This window comes from Collinsella aerofaciens, from assembly GCF_028207065.1.
Taxonomy (GTDB): Bacteria; Actinomycetota; Coriobacteriia; order Coriobacteriales; family Coriobacteriaceae; genus Collinsella; species Collinsella aerofaciens_AR.
This window is the reverse complement of the sequence record NZ_JAQLFP010000008.1, coordinates 22,150-36,872: the sequence shown is the minus strand read 5'-3', so window position 1 is coordinate 36,872 and position 14,723 is coordinate 22,150. Positions and strand designations below refer to the sequence as shown.

Annotated in this window: 25 protein-coding genes; all 25 read left to right on the top strand. The window is 67.6% G+C overall.

What is annotated here, in order from left to right; genetic code table 11:
- Nucleotides 1–5 precede the first annotated feature (5 nt).
- The 25 genes from PMX72_RS03670 to PMX72_RS03550 all read left to right on the top strand — a co-directional run bounded on the left by PMX72_RS03670 (nt 6) and on the right by PMX72_RS03550 (nt 14,722).
- Nucleotides 6–713: a conserved phage C-terminal domain-containing protein gene (locus PMX72_RS03670; protein ID WP_271746158.1), complete on the top strand. Its 708-nt coding sequence runs from the start codon at nt 6–8 to the stop codon at nt 711–713.
- Complete coding sequence (locus PMX72_RS03665; RefSeq protein WP_152067353.1) at nt 697–1,425, top strand: ATP-binding protein; 729 nt, start codon at nt 697–699, stop codon at nt 1,423–1,425. Before PMX72_RS03670 ends, PMX72_RS03665 begins: the two co-directional genes overlap by 17 nt.
- Nucleotides 1,412–1,807 carry a hypothetical protein gene (locus tag PMX72_RS03660; protein ID WP_118349165.1) on the top strand — a complete coding sequence of 132 codons (396 nt, stop codon included), beginning with the start codon at nt 1,412–1,414 and terminating at the stop codon, nt 1,805–1,807. Before PMX72_RS03665 ends, PMX72_RS03660 begins: the two co-directional genes overlap by 14 nt.
- A gap of 256 nt (nt 1,808–2,063) precedes the next feature.
- Nucleotides 2,064–2,273, top strand: coding sequence for a hypothetical protein (locus tag PMX72_RS03655; RefSeq protein WP_271746157.1), 210 nt, complete (start codon nt 2,064–2,066; stop codon nt 2,271–2,273).
- A complete protein-coding gene (locus PMX72_RS03650; RefSeq protein ID WP_117637866.1) occupies nt 2,270–2,461 on the top strand; it encodes a hypothetical protein in 192 nt (63 codons plus the stop codon). Before PMX72_RS03655 ends, PMX72_RS03650 begins: the two co-directional genes overlap by 4 nt.
- Before the next feature lie 2 nt (nt 2,462–2,463).
- Entirely contained in the window at nt 2,464–2,970 is a 507-nt protein-coding gene (locus tag PMX72_RS03645) for a hypothetical protein (RefSeq protein WP_271746156.1), read from the top strand.
- Nucleotides 2,971–2,972: 2 nt separating this feature from the next.
- The gene (locus PMX72_RS03640; protein ID WP_117637868.1) at nt 2,973–3,158 is read left to right on the top strand and encodes a hypothetical protein; all 186 of its coding nucleotides are present in this window, start codon (nt 2,973–2,975) and stop codon (nt 3,156–3,158) included.
- Nucleotides 3,155–3,376 carry a hypothetical protein gene (locus PMX72_RS03635; RefSeq protein WP_271746155.1) on the top strand — a complete coding sequence of 74 codons (222 nt, stop codon included), beginning with the start codon at nt 3,155–3,157 and terminating at the stop codon, nt 3,374–3,376. The genes PMX72_RS03640 and PMX72_RS03635 overlap by 4 nt, the downstream gene beginning before the upstream one ends.
- Nucleotides 3,373–3,507 carry a hypothetical protein gene (locus PMX72_RS03630; protein WP_264297873.1) on the top strand — a complete coding sequence of 45 codons (135 nt, stop codon included), beginning with the start codon at nt 3,373–3,375 and terminating at the stop codon, nt 3,505–3,507. The genes PMX72_RS03635 and PMX72_RS03630 overlap by 4 nt, the downstream gene beginning before the upstream one ends.
- Before the next feature lie 103 nt (nt 3,508–3,610).
- Nucleotides 3,611–4,393: a hypothetical protein gene (locus PMX72_RS03625; RefSeq protein WP_271746154.1), complete on the top strand. Its 783-nt coding sequence runs from the start codon at nt 3,611–3,613 to the stop codon at nt 4,391–4,393.
- Nucleotides 4,394–4,422: 29 nt separating this feature from the next.
- Complete coding sequence (locus PMX72_RS03620; RefSeq protein WP_117765325.1) at nt 4,423–4,854, top strand: hypothetical protein; 432 nt, start codon at nt 4,423–4,425, stop codon at nt 4,852–4,854.
- Nucleotides 4,838–6,121: a PBSX family phage terminase large subunit gene (locus tag PMX72_RS03615; RefSeq protein WP_271746153.1), complete on the top strand. Its 1,284-nt coding sequence runs from the start codon at nt 4,838–4,840 to the stop codon at nt 6,119–6,121. Before PMX72_RS03620 ends, PMX72_RS03615 begins: the two co-directional genes overlap by 17 nt.
- A gap of 197 nt (nt 6,122–6,318) precedes the next feature.
- Nucleotides 6,319–7,635, top strand: coding sequence for a phage portal protein (locus PMX72_RS03610; RefSeq protein ID WP_271746152.1), 1,317 nt, complete (start codon nt 6,319–6,321; stop codon nt 7,633–7,635).
- A 50-nt stretch (nt 7,636–7,685) separates the two neighbouring features.
- Nucleotides 7,686–9,356, top strand: coding sequence for a phage minor capsid protein (locus PMX72_RS03605; RefSeq protein ID WP_271746151.1), 1,671 nt, complete (start codon nt 7,686–7,688; stop codon nt 9,354–9,356).
- On the top strand, nt 9,329–9,493 hold the full coding sequence (locus tag PMX72_RS03600) for a hypothetical protein (protein ID WP_158573939.1): 165 nt from the start codon (nt 9,329–9,331) through the stop codon (nt 9,491–9,493). Before PMX72_RS03605 ends, PMX72_RS03600 begins: the two co-directional genes overlap by 28 nt.
- A gap of 201 nt (nt 9,494–9,694) precedes the next feature.
- The gene (locus PMX72_RS03595) at nt 9,695–10,252 is read left to right on the top strand and encodes a phage scaffolding protein (RefSeq protein ID WP_271746150.1); all 558 of its coding nucleotides are present in this window, start codon (nt 9,695–9,697) and stop codon (nt 10,250–10,252) included.
- Nucleotides 10,253–10,255: 3 nt separating this feature from the next.
- Entirely contained in the window at nt 10,256–11,137 is an 882-nt protein-coding gene (locus tag PMX72_RS03590; RefSeq protein WP_271746149.1) for a hypothetical protein, read from the top strand.
- Nucleotides 11,138–11,151: 14 nt separating this feature from the next.
- Nucleotides 11,152–11,307 (top strand): hypothetical protein, encoded by a 156-nt coding sequence (locus tag PMX72_RS03585; RefSeq protein ID WP_158559642.1) that lies wholly within the window; start codon nt 11,152–11,154, stop codon nt 11,305–11,307.
- Complete coding sequence (locus PMX72_RS03580) at nt 11,297–11,656, top strand: hypothetical protein (protein WP_117637878.1); 360 nt, start codon at nt 11,297–11,299, stop codon at nt 11,654–11,656. Before PMX72_RS03585 ends, PMX72_RS03580 begins: the two co-directional genes overlap by 11 nt.
- Before the next feature lie 32 nt (nt 11,657–11,688).
- Entirely contained in the window at nt 11,689–11,982 is a 294-nt protein-coding gene (locus PMX72_RS03575; protein ID WP_147336073.1) for a putative minor capsid protein, read from the top strand.
- A gap of 2 nt (nt 11,983–11,984) precedes the next feature.
- Nucleotides 11,985–12,335 carry a minor capsid protein gene (locus tag PMX72_RS03570; RefSeq protein ID WP_118349157.1) on the top strand — a complete coding sequence of 117 codons (351 nt, stop codon included), beginning with the start codon at nt 11,985–11,987 and terminating at the stop codon, nt 12,333–12,335.
- A gap of 1 nt (nt 12,336) precedes the next feature.
- On the top strand, nt 12,337–12,735 hold the full coding sequence (locus PMX72_RS03565) for a phage tail terminator protein (protein ID WP_271746148.1): 399 nt from the start codon (nt 12,337–12,339) through the stop codon (nt 12,733–12,735).
- A gap of 2 nt (nt 12,736–12,737) precedes the next feature.
- Complete coding sequence (locus tag PMX72_RS03560; RefSeq protein WP_117637882.1) at nt 12,738–13,454, top strand: phage tail tube protein; 717 nt, start codon at nt 12,738–12,740, stop codon at nt 13,452–13,454.
- A gap of 108 nt (nt 13,455–13,562) precedes the next feature.
- Nucleotides 13,563–14,066, top strand: a complete 504-nt coding sequence (locus PMX72_RS03555; RefSeq protein ID WP_271746147.1) for a hypothetical protein — start codon at nt 13,563–13,565, stop codon at nt 14,064–14,066.
- On the top strand, nt 14,066–14,722 hold the full coding sequence (locus PMX72_RS03550) for a Gp15 family bacteriophage protein (RefSeq protein ID WP_161160595.1): 657 nt from the start codon (nt 14,066–14,068) through the stop codon (nt 14,720–14,722). The genes PMX72_RS03555 and PMX72_RS03550 overlap by 1 nt, the downstream gene beginning before the upstream one ends.
- The last annotated feature ends 1 nt before the right edge of the window (nt 14,723 follow it).

Below are 14,723 nucleotides of genomic sequence, written 5' to 3'. Positions count from 1 at the left end.
ACACTATGGGCATGGTTATACACGACGACTTCTGGGCGGCCGCGCAGGCCATGCCCGAGAAGCAGCGCGCGCCGTTCATCTACGCCATCGTCGAGTACCGGTTCACGGGCAAGGAGCCGCAGGGCAGCCCCGCGTGGCTGCCTACCTTCCTGGTGCTCAAGGGCAGGCTCGACATGGGCGACGAGAAGAGCGAGCGCGCAAGGAAGGCGGCCAACGCCCGCTGGGGCAACAGGCCGGGGAAGGAAGACGCGGTGGACGATGCGGCGGCACGGGCGCAAGCCGATGCGCAAGCACATGCGGGAGCATATGCGGATACAGATGCAGCCGCACATGCGCAAGCAGATGCGGATGCACATGCAGGCGCATCGAGTTGCGGCAATGCAGAGGTTGAGGTTGAGGTTGAGGTTGAGTATATAGATAACCCCTTAATCCCCTTTGACGAAATCGTGCATGCGCTCAACGAGGCAGCCGGCACCCGCTACCGCTCAAGCAGCGCCAAGACCCGCGGGCTGATACACGCCCGCTGGGCCGAGGGCTACCGCCTCCCCGACTTCCTGGCCGTCATCGACACGATGGCAGCCGAGTGGGCGGGCGACCCGAAGATGGCCAAGTACCTGCGGCCCTCCACGCTGTTCTCGCCGAAGTTCGAGGACTACGTGAACCGCGGCCCGAGGACCCGGAAGGAGGCCGACGGCTATGCCGAGTACGACTGAGTGCCCCCACTGCGGGGCGCAGCTGGAGGTCCGCTACGTGGTGCTGGCTGGCCGCCGCACCTTCTGCGGCTGGAAGCCGTGCGGCTGCCCGGGTGCCGTGGCGGAGCGCGACGAGCGTTCGCGCCTTGAGGCCAGGGCCAAGGCCGAGGAGGCCGCAGCCAAACGCCGCCGGGCCTACGAGCGGGCCGGAATCAAGCCCCGCTTCATGACAGCCGCCTCCCCCATGGCCGAGGGCATTGCCGCGAAGGTTGAGCAAGGGCGCGGGGCGTACATCTGCGGCCCCGTGGGAACCGGCAAGACCCACCTGGCGAGTGCCGTGGCGCGGCTCCTGGTGGACGGCGGCACCAGCGTGAGGGTGACCGACATGCTGGGCGTGCTGGCCGCCATCAAGGGCACCTACGGCGGCGACGGCACCGAGGACGGCGTGCTGTCCAGGCTCTCCCGCGTGGGGTGCCTGGTGCTGGACGACCTGGGCAAGGAGTCCCCCACCGACTGGACGCTGGGGCAGGTGTTCCGCGTCGTGAACGACAGGTACGAGAACATGAGGCCCGTGGTCGTGACCACGCAGTACGGCAAGAGCGACCTCATACGCCGCCTGGCCAAGAACGGCGACGAGGAGACGGCGGTGGCCATCGTGAGCCGCCTGTCGGAGATGTGCGACAAGTACGAGCTGCAAGGCAAGGACAGGAGGCTATCGAATGGCAAACGTTGACACGCTGCCCGAGATCCTGCGCCCCCTCATGGAGGGGCCGAGCATCGAGACGCCCAGGTGCGCCGTGTGCGGCGCGCCGTGGCCGCTCAACCGCCACCACATCGTGAGGCGCGGGGCGGGCAAGCTGTTCCGCGACGGGCGCGAGGTTCCCAAGCCCACGGTGATGCTGTGCGGCAGCGGCAACGGCAGCGGCTGCCACGGGCTGGCGCACGCCAACCGGCTGCACTTCCGCTGGGTCAGGGCCGAGCAGAGGTTCAACCGCCCCGCCCCGCCGGGCTCGGGGCACTGGGAGTACCTGCTGCTGCCGGAACCGACCAAGTACGCGGATGCCCTGGCCATGGACGGCTGGGGGCGGCTGCCGAGGGGCAGGCGGTGCATGTGAGCGGGTACGAGCCTTCAAGCGGGTGGAACCTCCCGCCCGGGTGCTTCGAGTCCGACCCCAGGGCACCGTGGAACCGGCCCGACCCGTGGGAGGGCCGCACGTGCCGGGAGTGCCGCTTCTGCGGCCGCGTGCAGGGCGCTGGCGGCGAGGCCGTGTGCGCCTGCGACGCCATGACTGGCGGCGGCCCCGACGTGGAGGCGGTAGACGAGACAAGCGAGGCATGCGAGTGCTTCGAGTTCGAATAGGAGACGAAACGATGAAGAAGATCTACGCGGTGGCCACGGAGAGCGACGTGGTGCTGGCGTTCGAGAGCAGATCGGACGCAGACGAGTACGCAGGCGAGCACGACGGCATGGCGGTGCTGCCGGTGCCGTGCGTGGGGGCCTACGAGTACCCCAGCGAGAGGCCGGCCACCGACTGGGACCGAATCGCCGACGCTCTGCCGAAGGGAGGCGAGCAGGCATGAGGCTGTACATGTGCGCATGCGAACGCTGCGGCAAGGAGGTGCCGGCGACCCTGGCGGGTTACGCCAAGATGGTGCTGAGGAACAGCGCGCGAATCGACGGCAAGGCAAGGGCCTTGTGCCCGGAGTGCGCCGAGAGCCTTCGGGCGTGGTTCCTCGCAGGAGCGGTGAAGCCGGAAGGAAGGGAGTAGCCATGGGAATCATCTGCGATACCTGCGGGCGCGATATCGACGCCCTGGGGCAGGACAACATGGGCGTAGACGCGCCGCTGTGCGAGGACTGCTGGGGCGAGCAGCAAAGCCATACGGCAGCAGTGCCGCGTCGCGAGGCTCGCAACCTGAGGTTCGAGAACGCCCGACTGCGCGAAAAGCTGGACGCCGGAACCGAAGAGACGGCCGTGCAGAACCTGCGCAAGGGCATCGAGACGGCCTACGAGGCGAGCCGCGAGCGCGCCCTGGCGCTCACGAAGCTGGACGAGTGCGAGATGTGGCTGGGGCGCTGCGAGCCGAGGGTGACAGCGTCACCGACGCTCAAGGGCGCGGCCCAGGACGCCGCCATGCCCTGCCTCAAGGCCGAAGAGGCGCACGGTTTCGCGATGCCCGACGTGAACGTGGAGGTGAAGGCCGAGGTAACGGCCGAGGAGCTGGCCAAGATCCTGCGCGAGGCCATGAAGCCGGCCATGCGGATGGCGGTGGAGTAGCCATGGAGCAGCAGACCGAGAAGCCGAAGCGCCGACCCAGTATCGAGGTGCGCTGCCCGAAGTGCGGCATGCGCGAGATCTGGCACCACCTGCCCAAGGGCGGCGACCGCTGCCGCTGGTGCGGCCACCTGTTCGAGGACTTCACCTACCGCAAGGTCGGGCCGAGCGCGAAGGAGGGGGCGCGATGACGAACTGGGAGCACCTTTTCGGCACGCCCGAGCGGGCCATCCACACGGAGACGGAGTTCCACTCGTGGCCCTTCTTCATCGCCGTGTATGAGACGAACCGCATGAGCGGCTGCACTACCAGCAAGCGGCTGCTGGCCAGCTTCTGCGAGGAGGCCGACTACCTGGAATGGCTCAAGGCCGAGTACGACGACGGCACCGTCGAGTGGGAGGAGCGATGAACCGCCCGGGATGCAACTGGGGGTGCCTGCTGTTCATAGCGGCGGCAATCGCCATAGACGCGGCGGCCATCTACGCCATAAGGGCGCTGGCGCTCGGGCTCATGGCCATGGCCGTGGCGGCGTGCGGATAGGGGCAACCGAATACGGAAACAGGCAGAGGGCCGTCCTTCGGGGCGGCCTTTTCCGTGCCCGGCGACACGCTTGCGACCATATGGGCCGAGAGATAGGAGACGCATGGCGAGAGGCGAGACATACGAGGAGTTCACGGCAAAGTTCGAGCCGAAAAGGACGACGGACGACTGCTACACCCCGCCCGAGGTGTACGACTGCGTGCTGCGGTGGGCGCACCGGGAGTACGGGTTCGACCTGGCGAAGGTGGCGCGCCCGTTCTATCCGGGCGGCGACTACGAGCGCGAGGAGTACCCGCAGGGCTGCACGGTGGTGGACAACCCGCCGTTCTCCATCCTAAGCAAGATCGTCAAGCATTACCAGGAGCGCGGCGTGGGCTTCTTCCTGTTCGCCCCCACCCTGACGTGCATGGGCATCCGCAACTGCTGCAAGGTCGTGACGGGCGTCGGCGTGACGTACGCCAACGGCGCAAGCGTCAACACGTCGTTCGTGACCAACCTCGACCCCGCCCAGGCTCGCAGCGCGCCCGACCTGCGCTCCGAGCTGGATGCCGCGATAGAGCGCCTGCGCCGCGAGAAGGCCAAGGCGCTGCCGAAGTACGAGTACCCGGACGAGGTGCTGACCGCGCCCATGCTGGCGCGCTACTCCAAGTACGGCATCGACTTCCGCGTGGGGCCGCAGGAGTGCAGCCTCACGAGGGCGCTCGACGCGCAGCGCGTGCAGAACAAGGCGATATACGGCAGCGGCTACCTCATATCAGAGCGTGCAGCCGCAGAGCGTGCAGCCGCAGAGCGTGCAGCCGCAGAGCGTGCAGCCGCAGAGCGTGCAGCCGCAGAGCGTTTCGCGCTTTCGCCGCGCGAGCGCGATGTGATCGCGTCGCTTGGCTAGCGCGAAACTAATCAGGAAGGAGGCCGCAGGTGCCCAAGAAGGACAAGCCGCTCACGGCGAAGCAGGAGGCGTTCGCCCGCGAGATGGCAAAGCCCCGCGCCAAGCAGCAGGACGCGTACCGCGCGGCCTACGACTGCAAGCGGATGAACTACAACTCGATAAGCTGCGCCGCCTCCAAGCTGATGCGCGACCCACGAATCGCGCACAGAATCCAGGAAATCCGCGACGCGGCCGCCAAGGACTGCCGCTGGGAGCTGCAGGACGCGGCCGCCCCGCTGTTCGAGGTGCTGGACGGCGCGCTGCCCATCTTCCGCCGCCAGGCGGCCGAGGGCAGCATCAACGGCGACGCGCGCCTGGCCATAACCGAGAGCGTGAAGCTGCTCAACGACATGTTCGGCGTGGACGGCGCGAAGGCCGCCATGGCGGAGGCGGGGGTGACCATCGTTGACGACCTCGGTTAGGCTCTCGGACGTCGTGGCCTCCGTGTTCGCCGGCGTGTGGCGCTCCATCAAGGCGCACGAGTTCACGCACTACTGGTTCAAGGGCGGGCGCAACTCCACCAAGTCGTCGTTCATATCCATCGCCATCGTGCTGCTGATCATGCTCAACCCGGAGGCCAACGCCGTCGTGCTGCGCAAGGTCGGCAACACGCTGCGCACGTCCGTGTACGAGCAGATAGGCTGGGCGTGCGACGTGCTGGGCGTGGCGCACCTGTTCGACTTCGGCCTGTCCCCCATGGAGGTGACGTACCGCCCCACCGGGCAGGTCATACGCTTTGTGGGATGCGACAAGCCGAAGAAGCTGAAGTCCGCGAAGTTCCGCACCGGCTACTGCGCCGTGGTGTGGTTCGAGGAGGTAGACGAGTTCGACGGCATGGACGAGGTGCGCAGCGTGCTGGCCACGTTCCTGCGCGGCGGCGACATGTTCTGGGTGTTCTACAGCTACAACCCTCCCCGCTCGGCTCGCAACTGGGTGAACAAGGAGGCGCGCGACCTGGAGGCCCACCCGGGCGAGGACGGGCGCTTCATATGCCACACCACGTACCTGGACGTCATAGACGAGCACCCCGAGTGGATAAGCGCCGCGGCGCTGGCGGAGGCCGAGCGCAGCCGCCGCAAGACGCCCGACTCCTACCGCTGGCAATGGCTCGGCGAGGTCATCGGCACGGGCTCCGAGGTGTTCCCCGACGAGCTGCTGGACATACGTCCCATCACCGCAGAGGAACGCGAGGCCATCGCCCTGCGCTCGTTCGGCGTGGACGCGGGCAGCGTGCACCCGTGGGTGTTCATGGAGGCGGGATACGACGAGAACGAGCGCGTGCTTTACCTGCTGGACGAGGAGAGCCGCCAGGGAACCGAGGCCATCGACGTCAAGACCGCCGAGTTGGTGGCCGCCAAGCTGCAGGAGGCCGAGGACCCCGCCGCCGACGTGTGGTGCGACAGCGCGGCGCGCGGCATGATCCTCTACTACCAGGAGCAGGGCATCGGCGCGCAGAAATCGCTCAAGCAGGGCCTGAACGCGCCCAAGAGCCGAATCAGGTGGATGCAGAACCTCACGCGCATAGTCATCGACCCCGACCGCTGCCCGCTCGCCGCCAAGGAGTTCCCCGAGTACGAGTACGTGTCGAACGGGCAGGGCGACATAACCGAGACACTGCCGAAGGTGAACGACGACGCGATAGACGCGGCGGGCTACGCCGCAGGACTGTGGATAAGGAGCAACCTCTGATGGAGAAGCGAGGCAACACGGGCTACGCCGAGGCGTGGCTGCGCCGCATGGGATACCAGCCGGACACCCGCATGCAGGGCATGGTGGGCGTCTGGTTCGGCTGGTTCGCGGCGAACAACGGCTGGTACCACTACAGCGAGCGGCGCGGCTTCCGCGTGTACAAGCGCGAGCGCGCCAGCCTGCACCCGGCGGCGCTCGTGGCCGACGAGTGGGCCAGCCTGCTCATGAACGAGAGCACGATCATCTCCAGCACGAGCGACGAGCGCCGCGCCTGGATGGCGCGCTACTTCGCCAACCCCAAGGCGACGGGCGGCGTCGGCGACGAGGGGCACGAGGACGGCCAGGCCGCGCCGCAGCCGACAGAGGACGGCGACGCGCCCACATCGTTCGCCATGGACAACGCCGACTTCATAGCCTGCGCGTTCGCCATGGGCACGGGCGCGTGGGTCATCGAGCCGCGAGGCGTGACCGACAGCGCCTACACGCCCGACGCCGAGCTGCGCATCGTGCGCTACGACGCCACGCAGATAGTCCCGCTCACGTGGAGCGCCGACGACTGCACGCAGTGCGCGTTCGTGGGCCGCGTGGAGGTCGCCGGGCGCGACTACGACCAGTGCCAGGCCCACGTGCTCAAGGGCGGCACCTACCACATCCTCACGCAGCTGTTCGACACCAAGACGCACAAGCAGGTGGCGGTCGAGGGCATCAGCGCCGACATGGACACGCGCTGCACCCGCCCGCTTTTCGCGCTGGTGCGCCCCGCCGTGTCGAACCGCTTCTACGACTACTGCGCGATGGGCGCGAGCGTGTACTGCAACGCCGTGGGGGCCATGAAGGTGGTCGACGAGGCCGCCACCTCCCTGCTCGACCACATTCGCGTGGGCCGCCCGCGCACGTTCGTGGACAAGACCCTCATAGAGTCCAAGACCGACAAGGGGACGGACGGCAGCCTCACGAAGACCTACTACGCCTTCGGCGAGGCCGACGACACCATCTTCAGCATGAACCCCGGCGACGAGGGGTCGGCCAAGATTCAGACCGTTCAGAGCGACCTCAAGGCCGACGAGAACGCCAGCGCCATCAACACGGGCCTGCGCCTGCTGTCGGTGGCGTGCGGCTTCGGCAACGGCTACTTCTCCTGGGAGTCGCACACGGGCCTGAAGACCGCCAAGGAGGTGGCGGCCGACAACTCGCAGCTGATGCGATCCATCCACCGGCACGAGAACGCCCTGCGCAAGTCCATCGTGCGCCTCGTGAACGGCATGGCCGACGCGTGCCGCAGCATCAAGGGCGAGGCCGTGCCCTACGGCGACGTCACCGTGGACTTCGACGACTCCATCATCAGCGACACGCAGAGCGCGCGCGAGATGGCCATGAGCGAGGTCGGCGCGGGCATCATGGCCCCGTGGGAGTACCGCCGCCGCTTCTACGGCGAGACCAGCAACGAGGCCAAGGCCAACGTGCCCGAGCAGCAGGGCGGCGCGTTCGACATGCTGGGCGACGGGCTCGCCTGATGCTGGGGCCGGACTACATAGAGCACTTCACTGACGCAGCGCAGGGGGCCATGGACGAATACACCCTGCGCCTGGTGTGCATCTACGCCGCGCTCATAGGCTCCATCGACTTCGAGGGCGACAGCGCCTACTCGCAGGCCGCCCGCAAGGCGGCGCTTGCCGCCAAGGACGTGCAGAAGGCCATGAACGAGGAGGGCCGCAGAGCCGCGCGCGAGGCTGCCAAGGCTGCAGCCGAGGCCGTGGCCAAGAGCGCCGAGGCCGACCTGGCCACGCTGGGCACGGCCATGGGCGCGCTGTCCAAGACGATGCAGTGGAGGCTGCACAACTCAGCGCGGGCCACGGCGGCGGGAGTGCAGGACGTCGTGAGCCGCGACAACCTGAAGATGCCCGCCAACGTGCAGCGCGCCTACCTCGAAGTCGTGGCGCAGGCCGTGGCTCGGGTGAACTCGGGCATGGCGGGCTACGAGCAGGCCACCCGCGAGGCTGTGCTGAAGCTGGCGCGACGCGGCGTGTCCGTCGTGGACTACAAGAGCGGGGCGTGGGCGCAGCCCGACGTGGCCATGCGCCGCCACATTCGCACGCAGGCGGTGCAGGCCGGCAGCAGCAACACGCTGGAGCTGCTTGAAGAGACCGGGCACGACCTCGTGCAGACCTCCTCGCACGGCGGGGCGCGCGAGAGCCACGCCAAGTGGCAGGGCCGCGTGTTCAGTCTGTCGGGCAAGTCCAAGAAGTACCCGCCGTTCTACCGCGAGACGGGCTACGGCTCTGTCGATGGCCTGTGCGGCGCGAACTGCAAGCACGACTTCGGCATCTACGTGGAGGGCCAGCAGCTGCGGTACGAGCGCGATCCCGATGGCGGCGACGAGAAGCGCGAGGAGCGATACCAGGCAGAGCAGAAGCAGCGCGAGCTTGAGCGCGGCATACGCGCCGCCAAGCGCGAGGCAACGGCCCTGGAGGCCGCCGGGCTCGACAACACCAAGGAGCGCCTGCGCCTGGGCAAGCTGCAGAAGCGCCAGCGCGAGCACATAGCCGCCCATCCCTACCTGTCCCGCGAGCGCACGCGCGAGGCCGCCGTGGAATCGAAGGAGCGCATCTACCCGCTTGCCACGGACAAGACCTGGGTGCGCGAGAAGTTCATGCCGGGCAAGGGCGCGGGCACCGCCGCAGACGTGAGCCGCCGCGCCGTGAACGGCAGGGCCTACCACGACAAGGTGGTGTCCCTTCCCATCCCGAAGCGCGCAAGCGAGGCCGTGTACGCCGAAAGCCGCCGCATCCTGCGCGACCGCGACGGCACGGGCTACGAACGCATGTCCGTCGTGTCGTGGAAGAAGGGCGAGCGCGTCACCGACACCTTCGGGCACGGCCTGAAGAGCCAGGCGTGCGGCCTGACCGCCAAGCAGGTGGAGGCGTGCAGGCGCACCAAGGGCGGCGTGGTGCTGATCCACAACCACCCCATGAGCTCGCCGCCGTCGTGGACCGACATTCGAACGGTGGCGGAAAACGACTGGGTGCGCAGCTCGGTGGTGGCGTGCCACGATGGTACAATCTATGAAATCAAGGTGAACGACCGCAGCGTCGTACAAGCGTACGAGGAGCTGCGAGAGCTGGCGAAAAGAGAGTGCCCGAACGCGGGCGGCGATGTTATCGACCAGCTCGCCACCGAAATGCTCTACGAGCGAAACGAGGAAGCGAAATGGTTCAGGCTGACAAAAAAGAAGTGACGCCAGAGGACTGGGTGCTCGTCATAGATGACAGCGCCTCCGAGTCGAAAGCCGCCGAAAAGCTGACCAAAGAAGAGCGCGAGGAGCTTTTTGCCAAGTCCCGCAAGGTTCTGCGCGACGCGGGGCTGATGAAGTAGACCAAGCGACAACCGAGTAGACACACGGCATCAAGGCCGCCCACGAACGGGCGGCCTTTTCTTTTGCCTGGCGACACCTCGGGGAAGATGCGGTCACGCGATGGGGCGGCGACAACATGCCCCGCACGCGACCGCGGCGACAACGGCGGGCCATCCAAGCGCGCAGGGAAGCGCGACAACCAAACACGGAAGGAGCAAGCGATGGCTGAAGACAACAAGCCCCAGGGAAACGAGGGCGGCGAAGGCCAGCAGACCGAGCCCCAGAAGGAGGTCGTGTCCTACGCGAAGTACAAGCGCGAGACCGACGAGTACCAGGAGCAGGTGAAGGCCCTCAAGGCCGAGCTGGAGCAGCGCGACAAGCAGATCGAGGAGTTCACCGCCAAGGCGGGCAACGCCGACGAGCTGCAGGCCGCGCTCGACAAGGCCAAGGCCGACAACGAGGCGTACAAGGCCGACGCCGAGAAGCGCGAGGCCGACATGCGCCGCGACTTCGCCATCGACACCAAGCTGGCGCAGATGGGCGTGCGCAACGCCAAGGCGGCGCGCGCGATTATCCCCAACATCGCCGAGGCGAAGCTGGACGAGCAGGGCAACCTGACCGGCATCGACTTCGACGCCTTGAAGAAGGACAACGCCTACATGTTCGCCGACCAGCCGCGTTCGAGCGCGGGCGGCGAGCAGAAGGGCGGCGCAGGCTCCGACGGCCTGGCCGACTTCCGCGCAGCTTTCGGACTCACCGACGAATCTTCAAAGGAGTAAATCATGCCAAACAGCATCGAACTGCCCAAGGGCTACGAGAACGTGCTCATGGAGGCGTACCGCAAGGAATCCCTGACCGCAGTGCTTGAGAGCGCCGCGCCGCAGGGCAACATCGCGCAGATGGAGCAGCTGGGCGAGTTCTACTATCCCGTCTACTCCATGGGTGGCCTGGGCGACGTGCAGGCCAACGGGCGACTGCCGCAGAACAGCGGCGCGTCCCTGACCTGGAAGCCCATCAGCGCCAACTACGACCGCGGCACCATCCTGGAAATCGACCAGAAAGTGGACGCCCAGTCCTTCAATCTGGCGTTCGGCAACGCCGCCGCGCACTTCAACCGCACCAAGGTGGTGCCCGAGGGAGACGCGTTCGTGTTCTCCACGCTGTGCGCAGGCACCGGCATCACCAAGGAGCAGAAGACCTACGCCGACGGCGCGGACATGCTCAAGGGCCTGAACGCCGCCATGTGCGACATGGACGAGAAGGAGGTGCCGGAAGAGGGCCGCGTGCTGTTCATCACCCCCACCCTGCTGGGTATGGTGAAGGACCTGGACACCACCAAGTCCCGAGAGGCGCTGGACGGCTTCTCCTCCATCGTGAAGGTGCCGCAGTCCCGCTTCTACAGCGCCATCGACCTTTTGGACGGCACCACCAAGGACGAGGAGATCGGCCACTACAAGAAGGGCGCCGGCGCGGTGGACATGAACTTCCTCATCGTCCACAAGGACGCCGTGGTGCTGCGCTGGAACTTCGCGCACGGCAAGGTCATCGACGCCGAAGACAACCAGCAGGGCTTCGGCCACCTGTTCAAGTACCGCAAGTACGGCGTGTGCGGCGTCCGCGAGAACCTGGCGCACTACATCACCGCAGGCATGAAGGCCGCGTAGGAAGGAGGCGCGACATGCGCACTGTTGGACTGGCCTTCGAGAAGGAGGCCCCGAAGAAGGCCAAGCCCGCCAAGGGCAAGGCGGAAAAGCCCGAGGCGAAGGCCGCAGACGAGCAGCCCGCCAAGGGCAAGGCGGAAAAGCCCGAGGCGGCCGAGGACGATGGAAACTAGAGCCCCGACCCACGAGGACTACCTGGCAGCCGGGCGCGGGGAGCTGTCCGCCGAGGAGTTCAAGGCGGCGCTCCCCCACGCCACGGCAGCCGTGCGCGACCTGATCTTCCCCAACGAGCCGGACGGCTCCGAGGAGTGGGCGCGCGCGGTCATGGCGGCCTGCGAGGTCGACGCCGCATACGGATGCTCGGGCGGCATCATGGAGGGCGGCGGCTTTACCGTCGGCTCGTTCTCGTGGAACCCCGGTACCGAAGGGGCCAGCACCTACCGCAGCGACATGGAGGCCGCCGTCCGCCGCGAGCTGCTTGGAACGCCGCTGCTCTACGCGGGCATCGGGGGTACCAGATGATGCGGGTGCCGCGCTCGGCGCGGCCCTCCACCATGTCCGTCAAGGTGCCCAGGGAGGGCGGCTACGGCGGCGAGTTCGAGCAGCCCGTCGAGGTGCGCCGCGTGCGCTTCGAGCCCGTCTCGGCGTGGCTCGTGCGCGAGTACGCCCTGGGCGACGGCGCGCAGGGCCTCGTGATAGCAGACGGCGCGGACAGCCCCGGCATGTTCGACGTGCCCGTGGGCAGCCGCGTGAGCATCGACGGGGGCGAGTGGATGAACGTGGCGAGGTGCACGCCCCGCCGCGCGTTCGGCACCCGTCCCCACCACTGGGAACTGGAGGTGAGGTAGCCATGCCCGCAGCAGTTACGGTCGACCTGACCAAGCTCATGAAGCGTTTCAGCGCGAAGGAGCTGGAGGCCAAGCAGGTGAAGTTCGCCATGAGCGTGGCCGAGGACATGAACGCGTTCACGCCAGAGGACACCAAGCGCATGCACAACTCCATGCAGGCCGCCTCCGACTTCAGGCAGGGCCTCGTCATATGGGACGCCGACTACGCCGCATACGTGCGCGACCTGCCCGACAGCTCCATCAAGCACGGCAAGAACCCGAGGGCCAAGGCCGACTGGCCGAAGGCCGCGAAGGAAGCGCACGGCGAGGACTGGGAGCGCCTGGCCGTCGACCTCCTGACCGAGGGGGCGTGACATGGCCCCGGACGTGATGGAGGCGGCGAAGGCCGCCATAGAGGCCCTGGGCTACGGCCCGGTGCTCCTCACCCGCCTGGCAGCATCGCGCGGCCACGACGACGCGGTGGTGCTGAGGCCCATGCCCACGGCCGACGCGGTGCGCCACATGGACGGCACCCGCCGTGTCGGATACGTGCTGCAGGTCATCGTGAAGGACACCTCCGAGGCCAAGGCCATGGGCGACGCCTACGACCTGGCCGGCGCGTTGGACGGGGCCGACCTGTCCTCGCCCACCGGCTCCTACGGCTTCACCAGCGCGGCGCTGTACACAGAGCCGCAGGAGATAACGCCGCCGGAGGGCGGGCCGTACCTGTGGGAGTTCCGAATCAAAGCGACCATAACCATAGAGAAGGGATAACGATGGCAAAGAACCAAGACCTGGGCTTCGCGCCCAACTACATGAGCGCGCTGGAGATCGACACTACGCCAGACGCGGCCAGCCCCACGTGGGCCATCTTCTCGCGCGGCATCACCGAGGTGAAGCCGACCACCAACGAGACCACCGAGACCAAGGACTACTACGACGGCTACGGCACTCCCACCGACAAGGTGAAGAGCGTGCAGCCGCAGTACGAGGTCACAGGCGACCGCTGCTACGGCGACCCCGCGCAGGACTTCGTTGCCAGCCTGGCGCTTGAGACCGGCGAGGGCCGCACGGGCCACTTCCGCCACACCGACCCCAACGGCGACGTGGTGGAGGGCGACTGCACCTACCTGGGCCTGACCGTCGGCTCGCAGCAGGGCGCGGCGTCCGACCCCGGCGCGTTCTCCTGCACAATCTCGGGCGCTGGCGCTATGCGCTACATCCCCGCCAACAAGCTCAAGCAGCCCACGGGCGTCACCTGCACCGCGCCGACCGGCCCGGCCGTGGGCAAGTCCATGAAGCTCGCGCCGACCGTCACGCCCGCCGAGGCGAACGCCAAGTGCTTCTTCGCATCGGGCAACACCGACGTGGCCACCGTCGACAGCGACGGCAACGTGACGGGCGTGGCCGCAGGCGAGGCGGTCATCACCGTGCGCTGCGCGTCCAAGCCGAGCATCTGCACGCAGGTGAAGGTCACCGTGGCGGCGAAGTAGCCGCAGGCGACACCAGACATAACCTCCTGGACATGGGGGCGCGGGCTAGTGAGCGGCCCGCGCCCCTTTTCTATGCCCGACGCTCACCGCTCACGAAAGGGGCAACAAATGGAACTTCTGAAAAACATCCGCGCGTACGAGGACGTGTTCTTCGAGGACCCCGAGGAGAACCCCGACACGCCGCGCTTCCGCGTGTGGTTCGACGACAAGCACATCGAGGAGTACCTGGCCAAGGTCGGCAACGCCATCGACCGCGCGCAGGCCAACGAGCAGATGGCCCGCGAGGCCGACACCCCCGAGAAGGCGGCCGAGGCCAACGCCGCGCAGGCCCGCCTCATGAAGCGCACCATCTCGGCGTTCATCGGCACCGAGGGCTGGGAGCAGCTGCTCGCGTGGATGGGCGGCGACGAGGGCCCCATCGCGCCCGAGGAGAACATCCGCATCCTGGGCGAGGTCTTCGCCACGTTCCTCAACATGTTGGCGCGCCACGCGACCAGCGAGCAGCTGATGGCGTGCGGCCTTTCATACAGCGAGCGCGCCGATCAGGTCCAGGCGCTCAACCGCGCCCAGCGCCGCGCCAAGGCCAAGCGCAAGAAGAAGGGCGGCAAGTAATGCTGCCAGCCGCGCTCACGGCCGAGCGGGTGCGGCTGCCCGACGGCACGAGCGCCACGCGCTACCCGTGGAACGGCGAGGAGGTGCTGGTGCGCGACGACGCGCTCACGATCATCCGCGTCATCGAGGTGCTGACCGACGAGGGCAAGTCCGACGACCAGCGCCGGGACGAGTTCCTGGCGCTGTTCTTCGTGGACTGGGCGGACGCGTGGTGCGCATGCGACTACGACGCCGCCGAGTTCGTGCGGATGCGCGACGCGGCGGTATGGGACATGTGCGGACTCGACCTGACCGGCGACCGCCCGCACGAGACCCCGCTGTGGGACTTGGAGGAGGACGCGGCGCGCATACGCACCAGCTTCCGCCAGGCCTACGGCATCGAGTGGGACGAGGTGCGCGGTCGCATCAGCTTTGCCGAGTTCGTGGCACTCGTGGGCGGCTGCCCGCAGGACACGCCGCTCGGCGCGGCCATCCACTACCGCAACCCGGCGACCAAGCCGAAGCCAACCAAATACAACAGGCAGGAGGTCGAGGCCTGGAACGCCGCCCACAAGGCGTTCGAACTCGGCAAAGGCCGCAGCTCACACGGCTCTGAGGAAGGAAGCGACGCGGCGATGCGCGATGTGTTCGCCGCGCTCAAGAGAGCGACGAGGTGAG

What these genes read in the sequence shown, in the direction of transcription:
- PMX72_RS03670 (WP_271746158.1), top strand. Translation starts at nt 6, where the DNA reads ATGGGCATGGTTATACACGACGACTTCTGGGCGGCCGCGCAGGCCATG.
- PMX72_RS03665 (WP_152067353.1), top strand. Translation starts at nt 697, where the DNA reads ATGCCGAGTACGACTGAGTGCCCCCACTGCGGGGCGCAGCTGGAGGTC.
- PMX72_RS03660 (WP_118349165.1), top strand. Translation starts at nt 1,412, where the DNA reads ATGGCAAACGTTGACACGCTGCCCGAGATCCTGCGCCCCCTCATGGAG.
- PMX72_RS03655 (WP_271746157.1), top strand. Translation starts at nt 2,064, where the DNA reads ATGAAGAAGATCTACGCGGTGGCCACGGAGAGCGACGTGGTGCTGGCG.
- PMX72_RS03650 (WP_117637866.1), top strand. Translation starts at nt 2,270, where the DNA reads ATGAGGCTGTACATGTGCGCATGCGAACGCTGCGGCAAGGAGGTGCCG.
- PMX72_RS03645 (WP_271746156.1), top strand. Translation starts at nt 2,464, where the DNA reads ATGGGAATCATCTGCGATACCTGCGGGCGCGATATCGACGCCCTGGGG.
- PMX72_RS03640 (WP_117637868.1), top strand. Translation starts at nt 2,973, where the DNA reads ATGGAGCAGCAGACCGAGAAGCCGAAGCGCCGACCCAGTATCGAGGTG.
- PMX72_RS03635 (WP_271746155.1), top strand. Translation starts at nt 3,155, where the DNA reads ATGACGAACTGGGAGCACCTTTTCGGCACGCCCGAGCGGGCCATCCAC.
- PMX72_RS03630 (WP_264297873.1), top strand. Translation starts at nt 3,373, where the DNA reads ATGAACCGCCCGGGATGCAACTGGGGGTGCCTGCTGTTCATAGCGGCG.
- PMX72_RS03625 (WP_271746154.1), top strand. Translation starts at nt 3,611, where the DNA reads ATGGCGAGAGGCGAGACATACGAGGAGTTCACGGCAAAGTTCGAGCCG.
- PMX72_RS03605 (WP_271746151.1), top strand. Translation starts at nt 7,686, where the DNA reads ATGGACGAATACACCCTGCGCCTGGTGTGCATCTACGCCGCGCTCATA.
- PMX72_RS03600 (WP_158573939.1), top strand. Translation starts at nt 9,329, where the DNA reads ATGGTTCAGGCTGACAAAAAAGAAGTGACGCCAGAGGACTGGGTGCTC.
- PMX72_RS03595 (WP_271746150.1), top strand. Translation starts at nt 9,695, where the DNA reads ATGGCTGAAGACAACAAGCCCCAGGGAAACGAGGGCGGCGAAGGCCAG.
- PMX72_RS03590 (WP_271746149.1), top strand. Translation starts at nt 10,256, where the DNA reads ATGCCAAACAGCATCGAACTGCCCAAGGGCTACGAGAACGTGCTCATG.
- PMX72_RS03585 (WP_158559642.1), top strand. Translation starts at nt 11,152, where the DNA reads ATGCGCACTGTTGGACTGGCCTTCGAGAAGGAGGCCCCGAAGAAGGCC.
- PMX72_RS03580 (WP_117637878.1), top strand. Translation starts at nt 11,297, where the DNA reads ATGGAAACTAGAGCCCCGACCCACGAGGACTACCTGGCAGCCGGGCGC.
- PMX72_RS03575 (WP_147336073.1), top strand. Translation starts at nt 11,689, where the DNA reads ATGTCCGTCAAGGTGCCCAGGGAGGGCGGCTACGGCGGCGAGTTCGAG.
- PMX72_RS03570 (WP_118349157.1), top strand. Translation starts at nt 11,985, where the DNA reads ATGCCCGCAGCAGTTACGGTCGACCTGACCAAGCTCATGAAGCGTTTC.
- PMX72_RS03565 (WP_271746148.1), top strand. Translation starts at nt 12,337, where the DNA reads ATGGCCCCGGACGTGATGGAGGCGGCGAAGGCCGCCATAGAGGCCCTG.
- PMX72_RS03560 (WP_117637882.1), top strand. Translation starts at nt 12,738, where the DNA reads ATGGCAAAGAACCAAGACCTGGGCTTCGCGCCCAACTACATGAGCGCG.
- PMX72_RS03555 (WP_271746147.1), top strand. Translation starts at nt 13,563, where the DNA reads ATGGAACTTCTGAAAAACATCCGCGCGTACGAGGACGTGTTCTTCGAG.
- PMX72_RS03550 (WP_161160595.1), top strand. Translation starts at nt 14,066, where the DNA reads ATGCTGCCAGCCGCGCTCACGGCCGAGCGGGTGCGGCTGCCCGACGGC.